Below are 17,413 nucleotides of genomic sequence, written 5' to 3'. Positions count from 1 at the left end.
GTTTTAAAAGAAAAATGGTGCTGGATATAACACCCAACACCAAGTTTGTCTACAGTCTGCAAGGGACTTTAATGTCCCTTATGCTTTTCTCTTTTCTTGCGCCGTTTCAGTTCAAACATTCGCTGCTCTTCTGCCTCTTTTCTCTTGCGGCTTTTCTCTTTACGTTCCTGCTTGTTCTGTTCCTGCTGTAATTTCAACGCCTGTTGCGATTTTGTACCAATGCCTATTTCCAGCATCTGCTTCTTTGCTTCCCGCTGCATCCGTTTCGGATTTCTTTTGATATCCTTTACAACAGTTTCAACAACCGGACTGAATTTCAAACTGAAGTACCACTTTTGAATATATTCCTGTACTTCACAATCTTTTGGCTCTGCACCAAATGTTACCTTTGCCGCAGATAGTTTACCATCTTCGATGCGTTCAAAGATTCCCACCCAAAACGGCTCTTCAAAAAATACTGTCAGCTTTCCATTTACTTTGTCCATAAGAATCCCTCCTAAAATTGATTGAACAAAGAATGGACAACCCGGAGGGGCAGGTTACTTACCCTATTTATATAGGACGGCCGGGCTACCTACCGGCTCTGGCACATCAAAGATGTACGTTGCGTTTTTATCTTTGCGTTTATAATCAAGCCATATGGCACGATTAACTTAATTCTATAACTTCTAAGTTACATTCCTCAAAAATCTTCTTGCTTCCTAAGATTCTATCTTCTGTTCAAATCATACCATATGATTAATGCATTTTCTATATACTTTCTTGATACCCAGCAAAAACCAGAAAAAAGCTCCCGAAGGAGCTTTCCACGTTTTAAATGTATGCTAATTCGCTTAACACAATCTCTTCTGCATCATTCCTTATTTCCCATGAAGAATGTTGTAAATTAGTAATATCCACAACGATAACAGGTAATTTAATTATTCGTATTTTTTCCCGATAATGTAAATCGAAACTACCATACCACCTAATATCATAATTAAGAAAATTTTACTTAAAATATCCCATAAAGCTATATTGAGACAATTGATTATTATAATACCTGCAAGAGGATATAGAACAACCGTTGCAAGTGTCCAAATTTTTAAAGTTGTACAGATGTACATCCAATTTCCGTTGTTAAAGGATAAACCAACTAGATGTATTCTAAAAATTCCTTGTGAAACATAATTTATCTTGTTTGCATCATAATATGTTGGTAATATGTCTTTGGCAAAGAAACAAAACCATGCACCAAATAAAAGCATTAACCCTGTAACCAGCAATATATCATCTTTCATCTCAGCTATTGAATTCCCAGATACGACTAACATAATAATTTCTGTAATAGATATTAAAAAGCATAGCAAATATGCTAATATCCAGTTTTTTCTATGCTGATGAATAGAATTCCTAACAGCCATATCGAGAGAGCCTACTACCAATTCCTCGACTTCTTTTGTATCAATATTTTTCTGTGTATCTATTTTTTCTCCACGTAACAATTCTGTAACGGTAACATCTAATATATCAGCTATTGGTATGAGTAATACGACATTGGGCATACTAAGACCACGTTCCCATTTGCTAACTGTTTTATCTGATACATATAATTTTTCAGCCAAATCCTTTTGAGTTAAATTCTTTTCCTTTCTTAATTCGGTTACAAATAAACCGAATTTTTCATTACTAATTTGATACATACATCCACCTCCTGCACACATATTATAATGGGAGTACGCATAAATCAATCGACTAGCAGTAGAATTGCAGAATATTAGCACAAATATATCAAATAATCTCCCCATTATAATTATTTCTGTGAAGTTATATTCGGATATTTTTTAAGCCATACTATGAAGTAATTAAATCTGTGTAACTTATAACCATGGCAGAAAAAAACAACCTTCCGGAACTTAGAAATGGTCACCTGATATGGAATTGTAATTTGATTCTTCTTTGAACCCTTACAAATGCAGAAGCTGAACAAATAGGAGTTTTCTTCCTACCTGTTCAGCTCTTTATTTACCTGTAAATCAATTCTTTTAACACAATCTCTTCCGCTACATTCCGGATGTTATTTACAACTCCAACCCACACCATCTGATCACGAGCTTTCAATTCTTCCGTAACGCCTTGCTTCTCCATCATCTGACGCACCAGAATACCCATCCTCTCCTGTGCTTCATCGTCCACAGCATTCAGATGTTCTGTCAATCTGTCTTCCAATATATACAGAGAATAGATTGCCGGACGATGCTCTTTCAGATACGTTTTCCGAATCATTCCATATTTCCCATAATGCGGTTCTTCATCTGTACTGACAAGATTCGGATAGTAAATTCCGTCTGCTCCCAATGTGTAGGTTCCACCCATCTTTTCAAATGTGCTTTTCATGTGTTATTCCTCCTTGAAATCAGCAATGTCCTTAGATCATCGCAAAATATTTCAGGGCAGCCTTGATAGCATCTTCTTTCTCTTTCGGACACTGTGGCACTTTTGGATTTTCTGTCTTTGGCAGATTATAGTTCTCTCCTACTTCGATTCCACATTTCCTTTTGATTTGAGAAATATATAAATTTGAAACCTTCAAGCCAAATTCTTTCAGCACATAATCTTTGATTTCCTGATAGGTCGCTTTCGTCTCTGCACTGGTTGCATCCAGTTCATCTAAGTCTAAGTCGATCTCTATCGTGTCATCTGGTTTCTGTTGGGACAAAAGAACAACCGTCTCCACATGGCTCGATAGGTCCGGATTGATGTCAGTCATCAGGAATCTATTCAGACTAATACGAAATGTAGCAACATATCTCCGTTTGTTCGTGGAAACATATCCACAAATTCTGTAGCAGAAAATTCTTGATACATTCCGCTATCCATATCACAGTCTGAACCTCTCCTGTTCACGGAAAAAGTTCAACTTTTTTATTCGTTTCTATTATTATAGTGATTCCAACGTAAAAGTCAAATTCTGCGAGGAACCGCCATCGCCTCAACCTTGTCCGTTCTTCCTACAAAAACAGGTCAACGGCTATTTTTAGACCTAACTGATGTTCAGTTTTCCATGCACTCGACCTTATCATAACTGAAAATCCTGCATTGAATGAGAGAAACATTTTAACTATTTCTTTGCATTTTCTTCCAATTCCAGCATGTACTTATCAAAGTCGGACATAAAAAGTCTGTCCTGAATAACACGATACTTTTCAAATTCAGTCTCGGCTTTAGCCTTGGCAATCTCTGCCGTGATCTTACCTGCATCCTGAAGGACCTCTCTGTCATCTGCCATCAGGAATAAATCCAGACGCTTTGCCCAGTCCTCCATTGTCATCGGAATGTGACGCTCTGCACGATCCTCTGCCAGATCCAGGTATGCCGAAACGATACGCTCTAATGAACGCATTTCCTGCTCAGAAAGATAATTCTTCGCAACGCTCACATCACTTTTTACGATTTTACCTTCCGGTGCTGCTGCCCAAGTGGTCAGTCCCATATGTGGCTTATCCGCATCGGCTCGCTCATAAATTAACTCCGCTGCTGTATGTCCATGAACCGCATAATGCATCTTGTTTTGGACCTTTGCAAAAAACTGCTTTGTCGTTTTTGCTGTGCGGTCATAATCAAGTGCTGTGGCATAGATGTCCGTTATCTTCTGATAGAATCTACGCTCAGACAAACGGATCTCACGAATCTGCTCAAGCAAACGATCAAAGTATTCCGTTGTGAGCACAGAACCACCATTTTTCAAGCGCTCGTCATCCATGACCCATCCTTTGATGGTATAGTCCTTTGCAATTTGATTTACCCATTTACGGAACTGCACCGCACGCTCAGAATTGACCTTGAATCCAACAGCAATTATCATCTCCAAGGAATAGTGATTTGTGCTGTAGCTTTTTCCATCAGCGGCAGTTATTCGAAATTTTCGAATAACTGAATCCTCCTGCAGTTCGCTATCCTCGAATATTTTCTTAATATGATAATTTATAGTGTTAGTGCCGACATCATACAATGTGGCCATCATCTTCTGTGTCAGCCATATATTCTCATCCTCATAGCGCATCTCAATGCTGTCCTGCTGATCGCCAACAGAGGCAACATAGGTCAGATATTCCGCTGCACTGGAACGGATGGTTATTTCATCTTTTTTCTTTTTCAAATATGAGACCTCCTTCTTCGATAAATCACTCTATAATAAACAATGAACGAATTTCTGTATACTCTCATCGCCCATGACAACGCTTATACTTCTTTCCGCTTCCGCATGGACACAATTCATTGCGGCCTATCTTCTTCGGCCAATTTGCTCTTTCCTGAACCATAATAGGAATTTTTCCATCATGCATAAGTTCAAGTTTCCTCAGACGATACAAATATTCAGAGACTCCCAATATAGCTTGAAACATACGCATTGCCTCATTTTCAAATTCAAGTAAATATTCTGTTTTCTTTTTTGTTCTATCTTTCGGATTAGGAATATAAGTTATCAGCTGGTCTACTGAATTGTATTCAACATCATTATGACCGATAGCGTTTCTCAATTTCGCATTCACGAGGATTTTCAAAAAGCCTGTATAGTCCTCAGAATCCAAGCAAAAATGATATCTTGATGCTTTTGTGAGTTTAATATAATCCTCTAAAGACTTTACATTTTTCTCAATTGGATTCATAGCATTGATGTCAGACCTATACTTAATATTGTTAAGAGCAACAGGGATAATCATCAAATTACCTAACGCCTCATAAACATCCAGATAAAACTGTTTTACACTATCAAAACTGCTCGTTGTGGAACCTTCGTATTCAAAATCAAAAGAATTATCTTTACAGTATTGTATAGCCAATGCAGGTATAAGTCTTTGATATACGACCATAAACTCATCGTAGACCTTGTAGATCAGTTCCTGTAATTCTTCAAGGCGGAATCCATCATGAGAATTAAGGAAATCAATCAGGTCCTTCATTTGTGCTGAATCCATTTTCAATATTCCAGCGCTAAACGAAAGGTCATTAAGGATATCTTTTCTTAATGATGAATAAAATCCATGTACTTCAATCATGTGGACAGCTCTCAATGTTTCAGATTCATCTCGACATTGAAAAAAATGACCGGAAAACTCCTTTTGAATCTCTTGAGTTAAGTATTCGCTATTGTTTTTTGCTAAATTGAGAATTCTTTTATAGTTCTTCCACTTTTTAGCAGTTGCATTCAACTTAGACACATCTTGTCCAAATTCCTCATAAGAGTCATTCGTTTTCATACAATTCATATATCGAATAAACGGTGTAATCACTAGCCTCTCTAAATCAGCTGCTTCTACTTGTTTTAAGGTAGGAAATTCACCAGAACACTCAATAATGTAATCCGCATTTTCGTCCTGAACTTCATCAGCATTATCAAAAGAAAAACTTAACCCCGGACGATCCTGCCCTATCTTCACGCTACCAGACAAGGAGGTTCCACATTTACCGCATGCTACTTCTATCGGATGTTCTTCTTGCCAGCCAACTTGCAAACGAACTCTAGTAATACATCCGCAAACCTGACATTTTATAAAAGTATTAAAAACCATAAAACCTGCCTCCTTTCGCTGGATTACATGAACATATCATCGTTCCAAACGAGTTTTACCAAGTCAATGAGTACTGCTATTCTTTCAGTAATTTCATTCTTACCAAATGAATCATACGATTTGAAGCCAAGATTATTATCTAAAACGAACTTCTTAAATTTGGGATTATTCTGATATGCCAAATCGCCAAGTGATTCAGTATAGATATTTCCCTCATTGGAACAGTATTTTTTCAGTTTGTAATCATACTTTGCATCATTTAAGCTTGCATTGATGCTCTTATGAAGAAGCAATAACGCACCGATGCTATTTCTCCAACGTCTGAAATCGTCTTGGTCAGAATATTCCGCGGTAAACCATTCATAATGGTCTGTAATAATGTGCTCAATCTCAAATGGATTCTTTGTTTGAGTGTTCATGTAATTGCAGTAGTTTGATGCAACACCAGTCTGTTCTTCAATAAATCCTGTGATACGTGCAAGGATGTTCTTAATGTATTTTTTAGTAAAGCTGTTAAGTCTTAAATCACTTAATGCTGCTGCCGGGTCAAATGCGAGATTGATATACTGCTGTTCTAATTTCTGTTTCAATGTAGAAATATCTGTCATGCGGATATCCTTCGTTACATTAAAGACAAAGTTTTTGATTGTACTGTAATCAACAGAGCGGTAATTTGTTACTCTGGATACAATCAAAACATCAATAAATCTTGCTACCAGATTAATCTTCTCAATAATAACCGGCCATGAATCCTCATAGCATACAGGAGCCAATAAAAGCTGTGGCTGTAATGTGAAATTAACCTGAGCATTGTAATATACATATTTTGTTTCTTCAGCAAAGGTTGTTTCTGCCTGACGAATACGTTCATAAACCTCTGCGAATTTTGCAAATTTCTTTATAAACAATTCAAAGTCGTCGGAACCATTAAGTCCCAGCTTATCACGTTCATCTCGTACCCATTTGTGGAAGGAACCGCCGATGATATCAAAATCCTTATTTACTGCACCAGCTTTTGTTTCACGAATTGTTTCTGCATAGTGAGCTCTCAACCATGCCTTAATAAAGGTCTCATCGCCTTTATCATCGTCCTTCTTCAAAGTAAGAACTTTTTCTTTCCAAAGGCCATTCATTTTTTCTCGTATAGAGTCAGATTTTATCTCCGAAAGCAAATAGCCCTTCAACATTTCGGTGGATGTCAAACTCAAACCACGGTCATTCATTGTAACGAATATCTTATGAGCGTCCTGTTCTGTTGTTGCTACAATCTCAATAAAGAATACTTTTTCTGCAACCCAATCACAAAAATGCAGCAACATATCATCTGTAATGTCTGCCGGGAAAACATCCTGAATATCTTGATAACGACCATATAGATTTTTTACGGACTCACCAGTACCAGTAGTATCAAAGTCAGTATCGTTGAAAATTGCATTCATACAATCCTGCCGGTCATCGACATTGATATTAAAAGACTTCGAGCCAAAGGACTCAGAGAAAATCATGGTTTCAATCATGTTATAACTCTGACCGATGCTCTTTAATCTGTTATTAAGATACATCAGTAGCAATGTCAAAGATGAGAATCTTTGCTGACCATCGATAATAGCATTCTCCCTACCAGCTAATACAATGGAACCCATAAAATACGCTCCATAATCAGCAACTGCCAGCCTAGAATCTCCAGGATGATAATACTCTAAAAATTCCGAAGTTAAATCGTCTATCAGTTCTTCAATATGCTTTCTCTGCCACATATACTCACGCTGATAGTAGTGAATTGAATATTTTGTATTCTGCAAAAGCTGCTTGAGATTCTTTGGTGAACCTTCTATCTTTTTCATTAGTCTTCCTCCTCCAGAAACAGTTTCGGAGCATTGAATCTAATACTTGCTGCTTCTGTCATCACACTTGTATTGCCACAATTCAACAAAGATAAGCGTAATCTTAGCTCATCCGTGCTTCCATCATGGACCACATACTCATTCTTATGTTTTTTGATAAAAGTTGCTGACTCTCTTGAAAAGCCATTTCGCTGCAATAAAATCGTTAATGGATTCGTAGTTCCAAACTCGACATATTCATACCAGTTATTATCAAACTCATCAACGCCATGAATCTTTTTATATTCATTAGAGAACCTCAAAAAATAGTTTGAAATGCTAAAAAGCACAATGTTTTCAATGGCTTCTAGCGTATCCGCAAACACCACATTCCTGTGTTCCTTCGAGTTATCATTATAAATAGTTGGCGGCTGGTATGCTGACACTCTAAAATTTTCCGGATGCTGCTTATGATAATCTATTGCTCTTTGCATAATATAACTCAGTCCAGAACCTTCCATCCATTGAGAAAGTATTACTGCATACCATTTTCTTTTTGATTCATTTCCAAGTGTAGACTTTTCGTAAATTGACCAATCAAATATCTGAGATAACTGATTGAAAAAGCCAATAATGTCATCATATTTAAATCCGTTTTTAGAGGACGGATATTCCAAACCATTCTTAATAGCTATAATAAGCTTCTTCGTTTGATCTACGGAAGTGTTAATATCGTCATCTGGTAGCGTAGGTGAATTATTAAATTTTTCTCTAATCTGGCATTCATCCTCCACTGTTAAAAAATCTGCAAATTCTCTATGCACAAGGCTATCACGTTCTTCCATAATATCTCTTAAAAGAATAAGACCAAACTTACGCATCATTACATAGGATTCTTCCGATTGGTCTTCTCTGCGCTTTGGAATTTCCGAACTACCACTCTTAAGGATTTCTGCAATATATTTCTTTTCTATTCGTTTGAGAGCTTGAGGATTACTTTCAATTGACAGTTCTTGTTCCGGTATCGGCTCTTGAAGCATCTCAATATAGCTTTCCGATGATACAGACTTTTCATCTGAAACGAAAAATACATTTCCATATAGGTTATAGCTGATACGACCAACTCTACCAATCAAGTTCCTAAAATCCACCGGATTCATTTTTCTTCTAAAAATTTTATTGTCTGTAATAAAAAGATTATCAGCAGGTAAATTAACACCCTCAAGAAGTGTGCTTGTGCAAAACATTATGGTGATATTTCCCTTTTGAAACAAATCTTCTATACGAGTACGTATGGAAGCAGGCAAATACCCAATATGATAAGCTACGCCCTTCTTTATCATGCTGGCGAGATAATAATCTCCGTGCACTTCCTGCATAATATCTTTTGAAAGTGAATCTAGTTCCGGATCATTCTTATCAAGAATACCTCTTGATTCAGCAAAGCTCCTTGCTGCGGCTATTGCCTTTGCGCGACCATTGTAATACACAATAGTTTGACTGCGCTTTTCTGGCGGTAATCGTAAATTTTTACCTTCAAACAATAACAGCATATCATTAAGAGTGACGTCTGACTTTTTTATAGAAGCAATCTGAATACGATGGTTTGTTCTCTCGTTATAGACCGAAATATTATTATTGATAAGATCCATAAGAAACTTTATCTGCACAACCGGAGAATATGTAGTAGCCAGTTTACTCTCATCACTACTTTCAATAGCTTCATTCATTAATCGTAAATAAACCTGTGGATTAGGAATATTCGGTGATGCAAAAATAAAATGAGGTTTCTTCTCCTTCTGCAACAGCATATCAACTACTTTATAGTAGAATGGACCTCTGCTATTTTTTCCTGAAAGTTTGTGTGCTTCATCAACAAATAGATAATCTACTTCCAATGATGGATTGCTAATCAGCAAATAAAGCAAACGCTCTGGAGTAAGTACAAAAATAAAATTATGATTTTCTTCCAATGCAATGTCGCTTGCCGCAGTTACAACTCTATAATTACACCGTTTAAGGTTATCTTCCAGATCGTTAATTATTTTAGACCGGACTTCGTTGATTAGTGCTTTGGTCGGCACTATAAGCGCATAGTTTTTCTTCGCCCCACGTAGAATTTCGTCTTTGATAAACATTCTCATTATAAAAGACTTTCCCATCGATGTTGGACCAGAATAACTAAAACATGGATCTGTCAAATGATCATATGCTTCTTTTTGAGCGCTGAAAAATTTCATTTCCGGTGCTGCTGGAATCGTCAAATAATCATTTCTGAACTGTTCAAATATCTTTTCAAACACATTAATATCCTGATATTCAGAATTGATAATCTGCAAACCTTGATGGTTGCCAGCACTCGAAAAAACAGAACCAGCATATAGCTTCACCAAGCCGTCTTCTGGATGCAACTCATTCAACAAGATAATTAATTCTTGAGCCCACATCTTATGGCTATCACTATTGGTCGGATGAGTCAATTTCGACAGTAAATCTGCAAATCTAAGTACATCCTTCAGATTATATTCTTTTTGCCTAGCTTGAATCTGAAAGAGTTTTAGTGCGTAATTAAACAGAATATTCTCATGAAGTTCATTTAAATAGGCATTGCTTTCAATGTCGACAAATATAGCTTCACCTAATGTTTTCTTATCACTCATAGGTCAACATCTCCTTTCAATACCGCTTCCATAATGTCCTTCTTATCCGTTTCGCCATCATTGAAAGGCAGAACATAAAAATAGAATGAATGCAAATTTAAATTATTATCTCTGATTTTCTGAAGAATGTAATCAATGTTACGACGAATATCCTCCCGCATCTTTTCCTCTACTATTCCTGGAAACTCTGCGACACTATATTGGTTTGGGTCCAATCCAATTGTATAGCCCAAGAAAATCCCATATGAGGTATTATAATTAACCGTTGGATTAGGCGAAGGGACAAAAATCTGTTTTGCAAGCTCAACTTCGTCATCATTTAGAAGCCTGTCAAATATGACGTTGTCCACCATATGCAGTTCTTTGTCTTCGTTCTTTTCTATCTCAACAATGCTCTCAAAGGCAGCATCAATTGCATATGTTAGATCTCCAACAATACTAGAAGCCCCAAACACCACCTGATGATATGGCATTCCTGATACACCACTTGTCAGCAGATGAATTCCATCACATGAGCTTGCATACTGCTTTGCATCAGTAGAAAGCTCCACCCGACTCATAAGCTTTGGTGCTTTTAGTTTTTCCTCTAAAAATGAATACAGTAACAGTTCTCCAAGCTCAGAGCCTGTGCCTTTTATATCCGCTCCTCCATTCTTTTGAAGTACTCTCAAGGCCTGCGATACAATTGCAAAAGCATCTCCCGTAACTTTGAAATGCTCGATTTTAGCACGAGAGAACACATAGTCACCTATATTTCGATATAAGAGTTTTTTCATTTCTTCCGGATTGAACTTATTGTTACGAATATTCAAATGAAAAAGGCGCAGCTCTCCTTGCGTTATCCACGATACCGGGCATGATTGTGTTACTTCACAAAATACCGCGTCAAAATCTCCATGTACAGTTTTAGATAAATTATCGCTCATGCTGCGCCTCCTTCATTATTCTTTTTCTGCTCCGTATGGTGTAGGCGACTCAGCTACCATACTTGCGGTTGATTTAACTTGTGGGTATTCAACAATCTTTGAGCCACTCTTAGGATCATAAGTCATATTAAATACCATATCTGAGAGCCATTTCTTAAAGGACGTATTGTCCTGAAATTGTTTGAATAACTCCATATTGTCGGCCATCACCGTGAAGATGACCTGCTGCAAAGCTCGTTCACTTTCCATACGAGCATTTTGTTTATCAGAATTTTTCATTGCATTTTGATAGCGTTCATCTTTTGCCACCATGTCCGGAATTGCTACAATCTGACGTCTAACGTTGTCAGGTTCTTTCCAGTCAATATTTCCAAACATATCGTTAAAGTCACTTAGAATAATTGAAAGCAGGTCCATTTCCGGATTTACGATATGACCACTTTTCCCTGCTGGAACAGGTGCGACCTCTGCATCTTCATCTGCCAACTTAATTGACATTGACTCTTGTGCCTCCAGCCTATAGCTATCAAGATCAATAACATCTAAAATTCCCTCCGAAAAATCATCATCGCGTGGTGACGGAAGTTTCGGAATAAGCAGATTCAGGAAAATAGATAAGCGTTCCCATTCGGCATTTCCATATGGAAGAATTGCTCCAAGAAAGCCATATGTTCGACAAAAAGCCTTTGCCGAGCTCTTGAACTTAATCTGGTCTTCTGTATCCAAATTCTTATAAATCACAGCGCATGTATCAAGAATAGGGTCAAGTTTATCCCTTTCTGCACCATCAAGATACAGATTTACCAGCTGTTCTACATTTTCCTCTGAATAGACCTGATATTCTTCCATTGTCGCTATCAAATCATACAACTTATTAGGGTCAGTTTCACCAGAAAGCAATGTTGTTCTATAATATCTAGAGAAAGACTTCTCTATCATGTCAGGACTATTTGCAAAATCCAGCACGAAAGTATCATGTTTCTGCGGATGACATCTATTCAACCTAGACAATGTCTGAACAGCCTTAATATCATAAAGCATCTTATCTACGTACATCGTATGTAACAGAGGCTCATCGAAACCAGTCTGGAACATATCAGCAACAATAAGCATCCGGTATGGATCGGTCTTAAGCATCTTTGGAATCTTCGCATCTGGAAAACCGTTTAATCCAGCAGATGTTAACGCAGGTTCTTGATCTTGATATTTATGCTCACCAGAGAAAGCAACGATTGTCTTATAAGGACTGTGTCTGGCTGAAAGGCATTTATTAATTGCATAGTAATATTCTATACAACGAGGAATACTCGATGTTACAACCATAGCACGGGCTTGTCCACCGATCTTTCCCTTTGAAATAACCTGCTCGTGGAAATGTTCAACCATCATTTCTGCTTTCTGTGAGATAGTATAGCTATCACTTTCGACAAAAGCACGTAGCTTTTTCTGGGCACGTTTCTTATCAAACATCGGATCATCCTGCACCGTCTTCATCAACTTATAGTAGCTTGAAATTGGTGTGTAATATTTCAGCACATCAAGAATAAAGCCTTCTTGAATTGCCTGTTTCATTGTGTACGAGTGGAACGGTCTGTGCTGCGCTTCTCCATCTTCGTTCAAAACAGGATTGCCGTTTTCATCAACAACAAGTGTGCCAAAAGTCTCCAATGTCTTGTTCTTTGGAGTTGCTGTAAATGCAAAATAACTGGCATTCGGAAGCAATTTACGGCCTTCCATCATAGCATTTATTTTATCTTCATTATCCATTTCGTCTTCCGAAGCAAGGCCTGAAAGGGCCAAGTTCATCTGTGCAGAGTTCCGTCCATTTTGGCCGGAATGAGCCTCATCAATGATAACTGCGAAATGATTTGTTTTATGCGTGGCTCCAATATCAGGCACAACATACGGAAATTTTTCTACTGTTGTAATGATAATTCTTTTTCCATCTTGAATAGCTTTTCTTAGATCACCTGAATGTTCTGCCCATGCAACCGTATTAGCCACCTGCATGAACTGCTTGATATTGTCTCGAATCTGCTTATCAAGGATGCGACGGTCCGTAACAACAAGTACAGAATCAATCATTGGATGTCCATCTTTTTCAAGGCCAATAAGCTGATGCGCCAACCATGCTATTGAATTAGATTTCCCGGAGCCTGCACTATGCTGAATCAGATATCTCTTTCCCACACCATTAGTTTTAACGTCTGCAAGTAGTTTTTCTACACAATCCAACTGATGATAACGAGGAAAAATCTGCTTTGCTGATTTTTTCTTGGTTTCAGGATCTTCTTCAATAACAACCTGTGCATAATTTTCAATGATGCGACTAAGTTTATCCTTAGTAAGAATCTTCTTCCAAAGATAATCCGTCATAAGTCCATCTGGGTTTGGCGGATTACCAGCTCCATCGTTGTAACCTTTATCAAATGGGAGAAACCAACTCTTCTTCCCATCCAATTTCGTACAGAACTTAACACGTGCATCATCCACAGCAAAATGCACCATACAACGTTTGAACTGAAACAATAGCTCTCGTGGATCACGATCATCCTTGTACTGTTGAACTGCGTCATCAACATTCTGCTTCGTGAGCTGGTTCTTCAACTCAAAAGTGATAACTGGAAGTCCATTGATAAATATACACATATCCAGTGCCAGTCTTGTAGAATCATTTGAATACATCAGCTGGCGAGTTATACTGAAAATATTCTTCTCGTACATTTCTTTCGCCTTAGCATTATTTTCTGTAGGCGTAAGATAAAACATAATCAAATTTGTCGGATATACCTTCACTCCATTACGAAGTACGTCAATGACACCTCTCTTTGCAATTTCACCCTGCAGGCGATTCAGAAACTGTTTCTTTTTTATATCAGTTTTGAATACACCAAGCTTCTTTAATGCATCCGGCTGCGTATCCTGAAGAAAGCGGAATAATCTTGTCTCATCAATGGCATAATCGCGATTGTAATCAACATTCGTTCCTTGTTCATAATCATTCTGATTAACAAGCCAATTGACGATTATAGATTCTAAACCGTCTTCTTTGGTATTTGAAAATTGCATACCTAATCCTCCTGTTCCTCGTCTACATCAAAATCTACATCTCCTAAATCACTATCTGCAGATTCATCTGTAAATTCATATTCCGGTATTTCTATGTCACGAACATCTATATTACCTGTCACTACGTCTGAGATAAGTCTATTCTTTAATTCGTGCAAACCAGAAATTTCCGACTTTTTTATTTCAATCAATTCATCAATCTTTGATAATGTTGAATCTAATTTCTTTAAGATTTCTTCTTGTTCCTTTATTACTGGAATGCCAAGTGTGAAATTCTTAATATAATTTGCAGAAATTCTCTTTTGTCCTGCGGAACCAGTCATTACGCGTTCACCTAATTTTCTAAAGTGCTGCGTCATTGTTATCATGTATAAATAACGTGACAAAATTTCGTCACCAGGTCTTAAATTAATGAATTCTGTGGTTCCAAAGCCAATTTCAGTATCGAGTGTATCCAGACATGCACCTTTTCCATTCTCAAAACAAGGAGTTATCTTTGCTACAACAACATCGCCTTTTGCGAAAGATGAATACCCAGATTTAATTTCCTTTAACGGTCTTTTAATAGAACAATCAATTTCTCCGCGCTCTGAAACATTTTCCATTGGTAAAAACGTGAGCAACTCTTCGTCATCCAAAACTTTTACAATATCTGCTACAGAAGCATTAATCTTTGCAACTCTCTTGATCGGCATAACTTCCCATGTCGATGGAATATCACCAAGCCAATATATTCCACTAGACTTCATGTCACCATGATGAAACCCATGTAAAATCCCACTGTCTATTGTTGAATTTCGCAATTCACATAGACTTTCAATCTCTTTTTTCTTAATATTTATTAGCTTATTAATTCCAGAAACTTTCCAGTCCAAAAAGCGAACGATTTGTTCTTGTTCATCGTGTGGAGGGACAGGTAAAAGAATATTCTTCATTTCACTGTATCTTGTAGTCCAAAGATCTGCAACAATTCCTCGACCATAATGGTAATACTCCTCAGAAAATGGCTGACTACGCATAAGATAATGCACATACTTGTTGTCCCAACTGTTCCTTGGAGTTAATACTATGTTTATCAAAGATACCGAACCATCTAATTCAGATACACCACATGATCCTTTTCTGTCAGAACGGCTATTAATTACAAAATCCCCTGAACAAACAAGTTTTCTATTATCTCCAGAGTTGGATTTTGCAGCATTAGCCAACTGCGGTACTATTCCCAGCTTTGTTACTGACAAAGGTGAATAGTCCGCATCGGATACTTTTGTTTTCCTTTCAGAGAAAAGAGAACCGATCTTTTTACACTCCCAATGTTCGGGTATTGATCCAAGCCAACCAGTGGGAGCCTCTACCATAGATTTGTATTCACCCATTATAAAATTCCTCCCATAATATCAGCCATCATTCCATCCGCTTCTTTTTCCAGTGAGTTAAGACTTTTTATAATTTCTGACATTTCACGAAGTTCTACTGGCTTGTAGAAATACTTTGTAAAGCTGATTTCGTAGCCAATCTGTGTCTTTTTCTCATCAATATAAGCATCTGGAGCGTAGGTAAGAACTTCGTTTTGCATAAATGCTTCGATTCCGCCTTCGTATGTGAATGGGATATTCTCAGTGTCACGAAGTTCAGTGTCTGGCTCATTGGTGGCTACAGCGGTTGCATCTTTCTCAGTAATAAATGGACGCACTTTATTAAGTTGTGCTTTCTTGAGCTTTGTCGCTTTTGCAAACGCTATCCAATCATCAAGTGGAGCAGTAGCAGAGGCTTTTGCAATGGCAGCCGTTACTGTCTCGTATTCATCCGTTTTCTTGAAAGTATCCGTAGGAATCATGCGTTCTGGGAACACTCTTAAACGAAGAGGTCTTTCTACAGTTACATTCCAATAAGCAAAGTCATTATTATCAAATATCTTGCTAACTTCACTTTCTTCCATATCAAGAAAGATACGCATAATCTCTTTACGAATGTCAGGTGTGAACTCGCAGTTCTTTTTACCCATATTTTTACGAAGTGGTGACTTCATAGCAGTTGCGTCTATCAACTGAATCTTGCCCTTTCTACGTTCTTCTTTTTTATTAGAAAGAATCCAAATAAACGTACCAATTCCTGTATTGTAGAACATGTTTTCAGGAAGTGCGATGATAGCCTCAACAAGGTCGTTTTCAATAAGATATCTACGTGCATTGCTTTCTCCGCTACCAGCGTCGCCTGTAAAAATAGAAGATCCATTATGAACTTCCGCAATTCTACTTCCTAGAGGAGTATCTTTCTTCATTTTTGAGACATTGTTCAGAAGGAACAACAGCTGCCCATCACTGGTTCTCGGAATCATCGAAAGTTGAGTTCCATCTTCCAGATAAGCATTAAATCTGCTATCAAGAATATCCTTTTTACCTCCCATTTTTTCGGCATCGGTTTTCCAGCTCTTTCCATAAGGGGGATTTGCTAGCATAAAATCAAACTGGCGAGTTGCATTTCCATCTGCAGACAATGTGGAACCATAAGCAATATGATCCGCTTGATCTCCATCACCTTTCAAAAGCATATCAGCTTTACAAATAGCATATGTTTCAGGCTGAACTTCTTGTCCAAACAAATGAATAGAAACATTTTTACCACGTCTTTTTGCAATATTCAAAAGTCTATCTTGCGCTACAGTGAGCATGCCCCCTGTTCCACAAGCTCCATCATAACATGAATATGTTGCATCCATAATCTGATCTGCTACCGGAACAATAATAAGGTCAGCCATTAGTTCAACAACATCACGAGGTGTCCAGTGTTCACCTGCTTCCTCGTTATTTTCTTCATTAAACTTACGAATCAGTTCTTCAAAAATAGTCCCCATTCCATGATTATCCAACGCTGGTAGCTTGATGGTAGTCATTGTATCGTCCGTATAGACTGGCTTTGGGCTCAGGTTGATGGTCGGAGAAACAAACTTTTCAATAACAGCACCAAGAATGTCTGCATCACTCATTGTGTCAATCTGATTACGAAACTTGAATTTCTCCAAAATTTCCTGAACGTTAGGAGAAAAACCATCAAGATATGCTTCAAAATCAGCTTTAAGTGTCTGTTTCTTTGCACGACTTGTCAGATCTTTCAGCAAGAACGGAGAAGCATTACAAAACGCCTGATCTGCAGCATTGCACAGGGCCGGCCACTGGTTTGTAATACCAGCCTTATCCATAGTATCTTTCATTTTAAGAACGTCTGTTTTTGTATCTTCTAACATTGCATCCAAACGACGAATAACTGTCATCGGGAGAATTACGTCACGATACTTACCACGTACATATACATCCCTTAAACAATCTGGTCCTATGTCAAGATTTAGTACAAGTTAAAATGAGGTTTTCCTCATCTTAACTTAC

11 protein-coding genes and 1 pseudogene are annotated in these 17,413 nt (G+C 37.7%); all 12 read right to left on the bottom strand.

What is annotated here, in order from left to right:
• Positions 1-68: 68 nt before the first annotated feature.
• On the bottom strand, positions 69-485 hold the full coding sequence (locus DXB15_RS16175; protein WP_019160999.1) for a YjdF family protein: 417 nt from the start codon (positions 483-485) through the stop codon (positions 69-71).
• A gap of 435 nt (positions 486-920) precedes the next feature.
• Positions 921-1,682 (bottom strand): helix-turn-helix domain-containing protein, encoded by a 762-nt coding sequence (locus tag DXB15_RS16170; protein ID WP_118703502.1) that lies wholly within the window; start codon positions 1,680-1,682, stop codon positions 921-923.
• 322 nt (positions 1,683-2,004) lie between these two features.
• Positions 2,005-2,376 carry a TnpV protein gene (locus DXB15_RS16165; RefSeq protein ID WP_118703501.1) on the bottom strand — a complete coding sequence of 124 codons (372 nt, stop codon included), beginning with the start codon at positions 2,374-2,376 and terminating at the stop codon, positions 2,005-2,007.
• Between the two features lie 31 nt (positions 2,377-2,407).
• Positions 2,408-2,725: pseudogene (locus DXB15_RS16160) on the bottom strand (23S rRNA (uracil-5-)-methyltransferase RumA); the annotation flags it as partial.
• Between the two features lie 375 nt (positions 2,726-3,100).
• On the bottom strand, positions 3,101-4,138 hold the full coding sequence (locus DXB15_RS16155) for a virulence RhuM family protein (RefSeq protein WP_118703500.1): 1,038 nt from the start codon (positions 4,136-4,138) through the stop codon (positions 3,101-3,103).
• 64 nt (positions 4,139-4,202) lie between these two features.
• Positions 4,203-5,552 (bottom strand): SEC-C metal-binding domain-containing protein, encoded by a 1,350-nt coding sequence (locus DXB15_RS16150; RefSeq protein WP_118703499.1) that lies wholly within the window; start codon positions 5,550-5,552, stop codon positions 4,203-4,205.
• 23 nt (positions 5,553-5,575) lie between these two features.
• Positions 5,576-7,396 carry a DUF262 domain-containing protein gene (locus DXB15_RS16145; protein WP_118703498.1) on the bottom strand — a complete coding sequence of 607 codons (1,821 nt, stop codon included), beginning with the start codon at positions 7,394-7,396 and terminating at the stop codon, positions 5,576-5,578.
• Positions 7,396-10,035, bottom strand: a complete 2,640-nt coding sequence (locus DXB15_RS16140; RefSeq protein ID WP_118703497.1) for a DEAD/DEAH box helicase — start codon at positions 10,033-10,035, stop codon at positions 7,396-7,398. The genes DXB15_RS16145 and DXB15_RS16140 overlap by 1 nt, the downstream gene beginning before the upstream one ends.
• Positions 10,032-10,961: a HamA C-terminal domain-containing protein gene (locus DXB15_RS16135; protein WP_118703496.1), complete on the bottom strand. Its 930-nt coding sequence runs from the start codon at positions 10,959-10,961 to the stop codon at positions 10,032-10,034. The genes DXB15_RS16140 and DXB15_RS16135 overlap by 4 nt, the downstream gene beginning before the upstream one ends.
• 15 nt (positions 10,962-10,976) lie before the next feature.
• A complete protein-coding gene (locus DXB15_RS16130) occupies positions 10,977-14,030 on the bottom strand; it encodes a type I restriction endonuclease subunit R (protein WP_118703495.1) in 3,054 nt (1,017 codons plus the stop codon).
• Between the two features lie 2 nt (positions 14,031-14,032).
• Positions 14,033-15,406, bottom strand: coding sequence for a restriction endonuclease subunit S (locus DXB15_RS16125; protein WP_118703494.1), 1,374 nt, complete (start codon positions 15,404-15,406; stop codon positions 14,033-14,035).
• On the bottom strand, positions 15,406-17,301 hold the full coding sequence (locus DXB15_RS16120; protein WP_243115682.1) for an HsdM family class I SAM-dependent methyltransferase: 1,896 nt from the start codon (positions 17,299-17,301) through the stop codon (positions 15,406-15,408). The genes DXB15_RS16125 and DXB15_RS16120 overlap by 1 nt, the downstream gene beginning before the upstream one ends.
• Positions 17,302-17,413: the final 112 nt, after the last annotated feature.

It is taken from the genome of Roseburia sp. OM02-15 (genome assembly GCF_003481835.1).
Classification (GTDB): Bacteria; Bacillota; Clostridia; order Lachnospirales; family Lachnospiraceae; genus Eubacterium_I; species Eubacterium_I ramulus_A.
The sequence above is the reverse complement of the archived record's forward strand: the minus strand, read 5'-3'. Positions and strand labels throughout refer to the sequence as shown.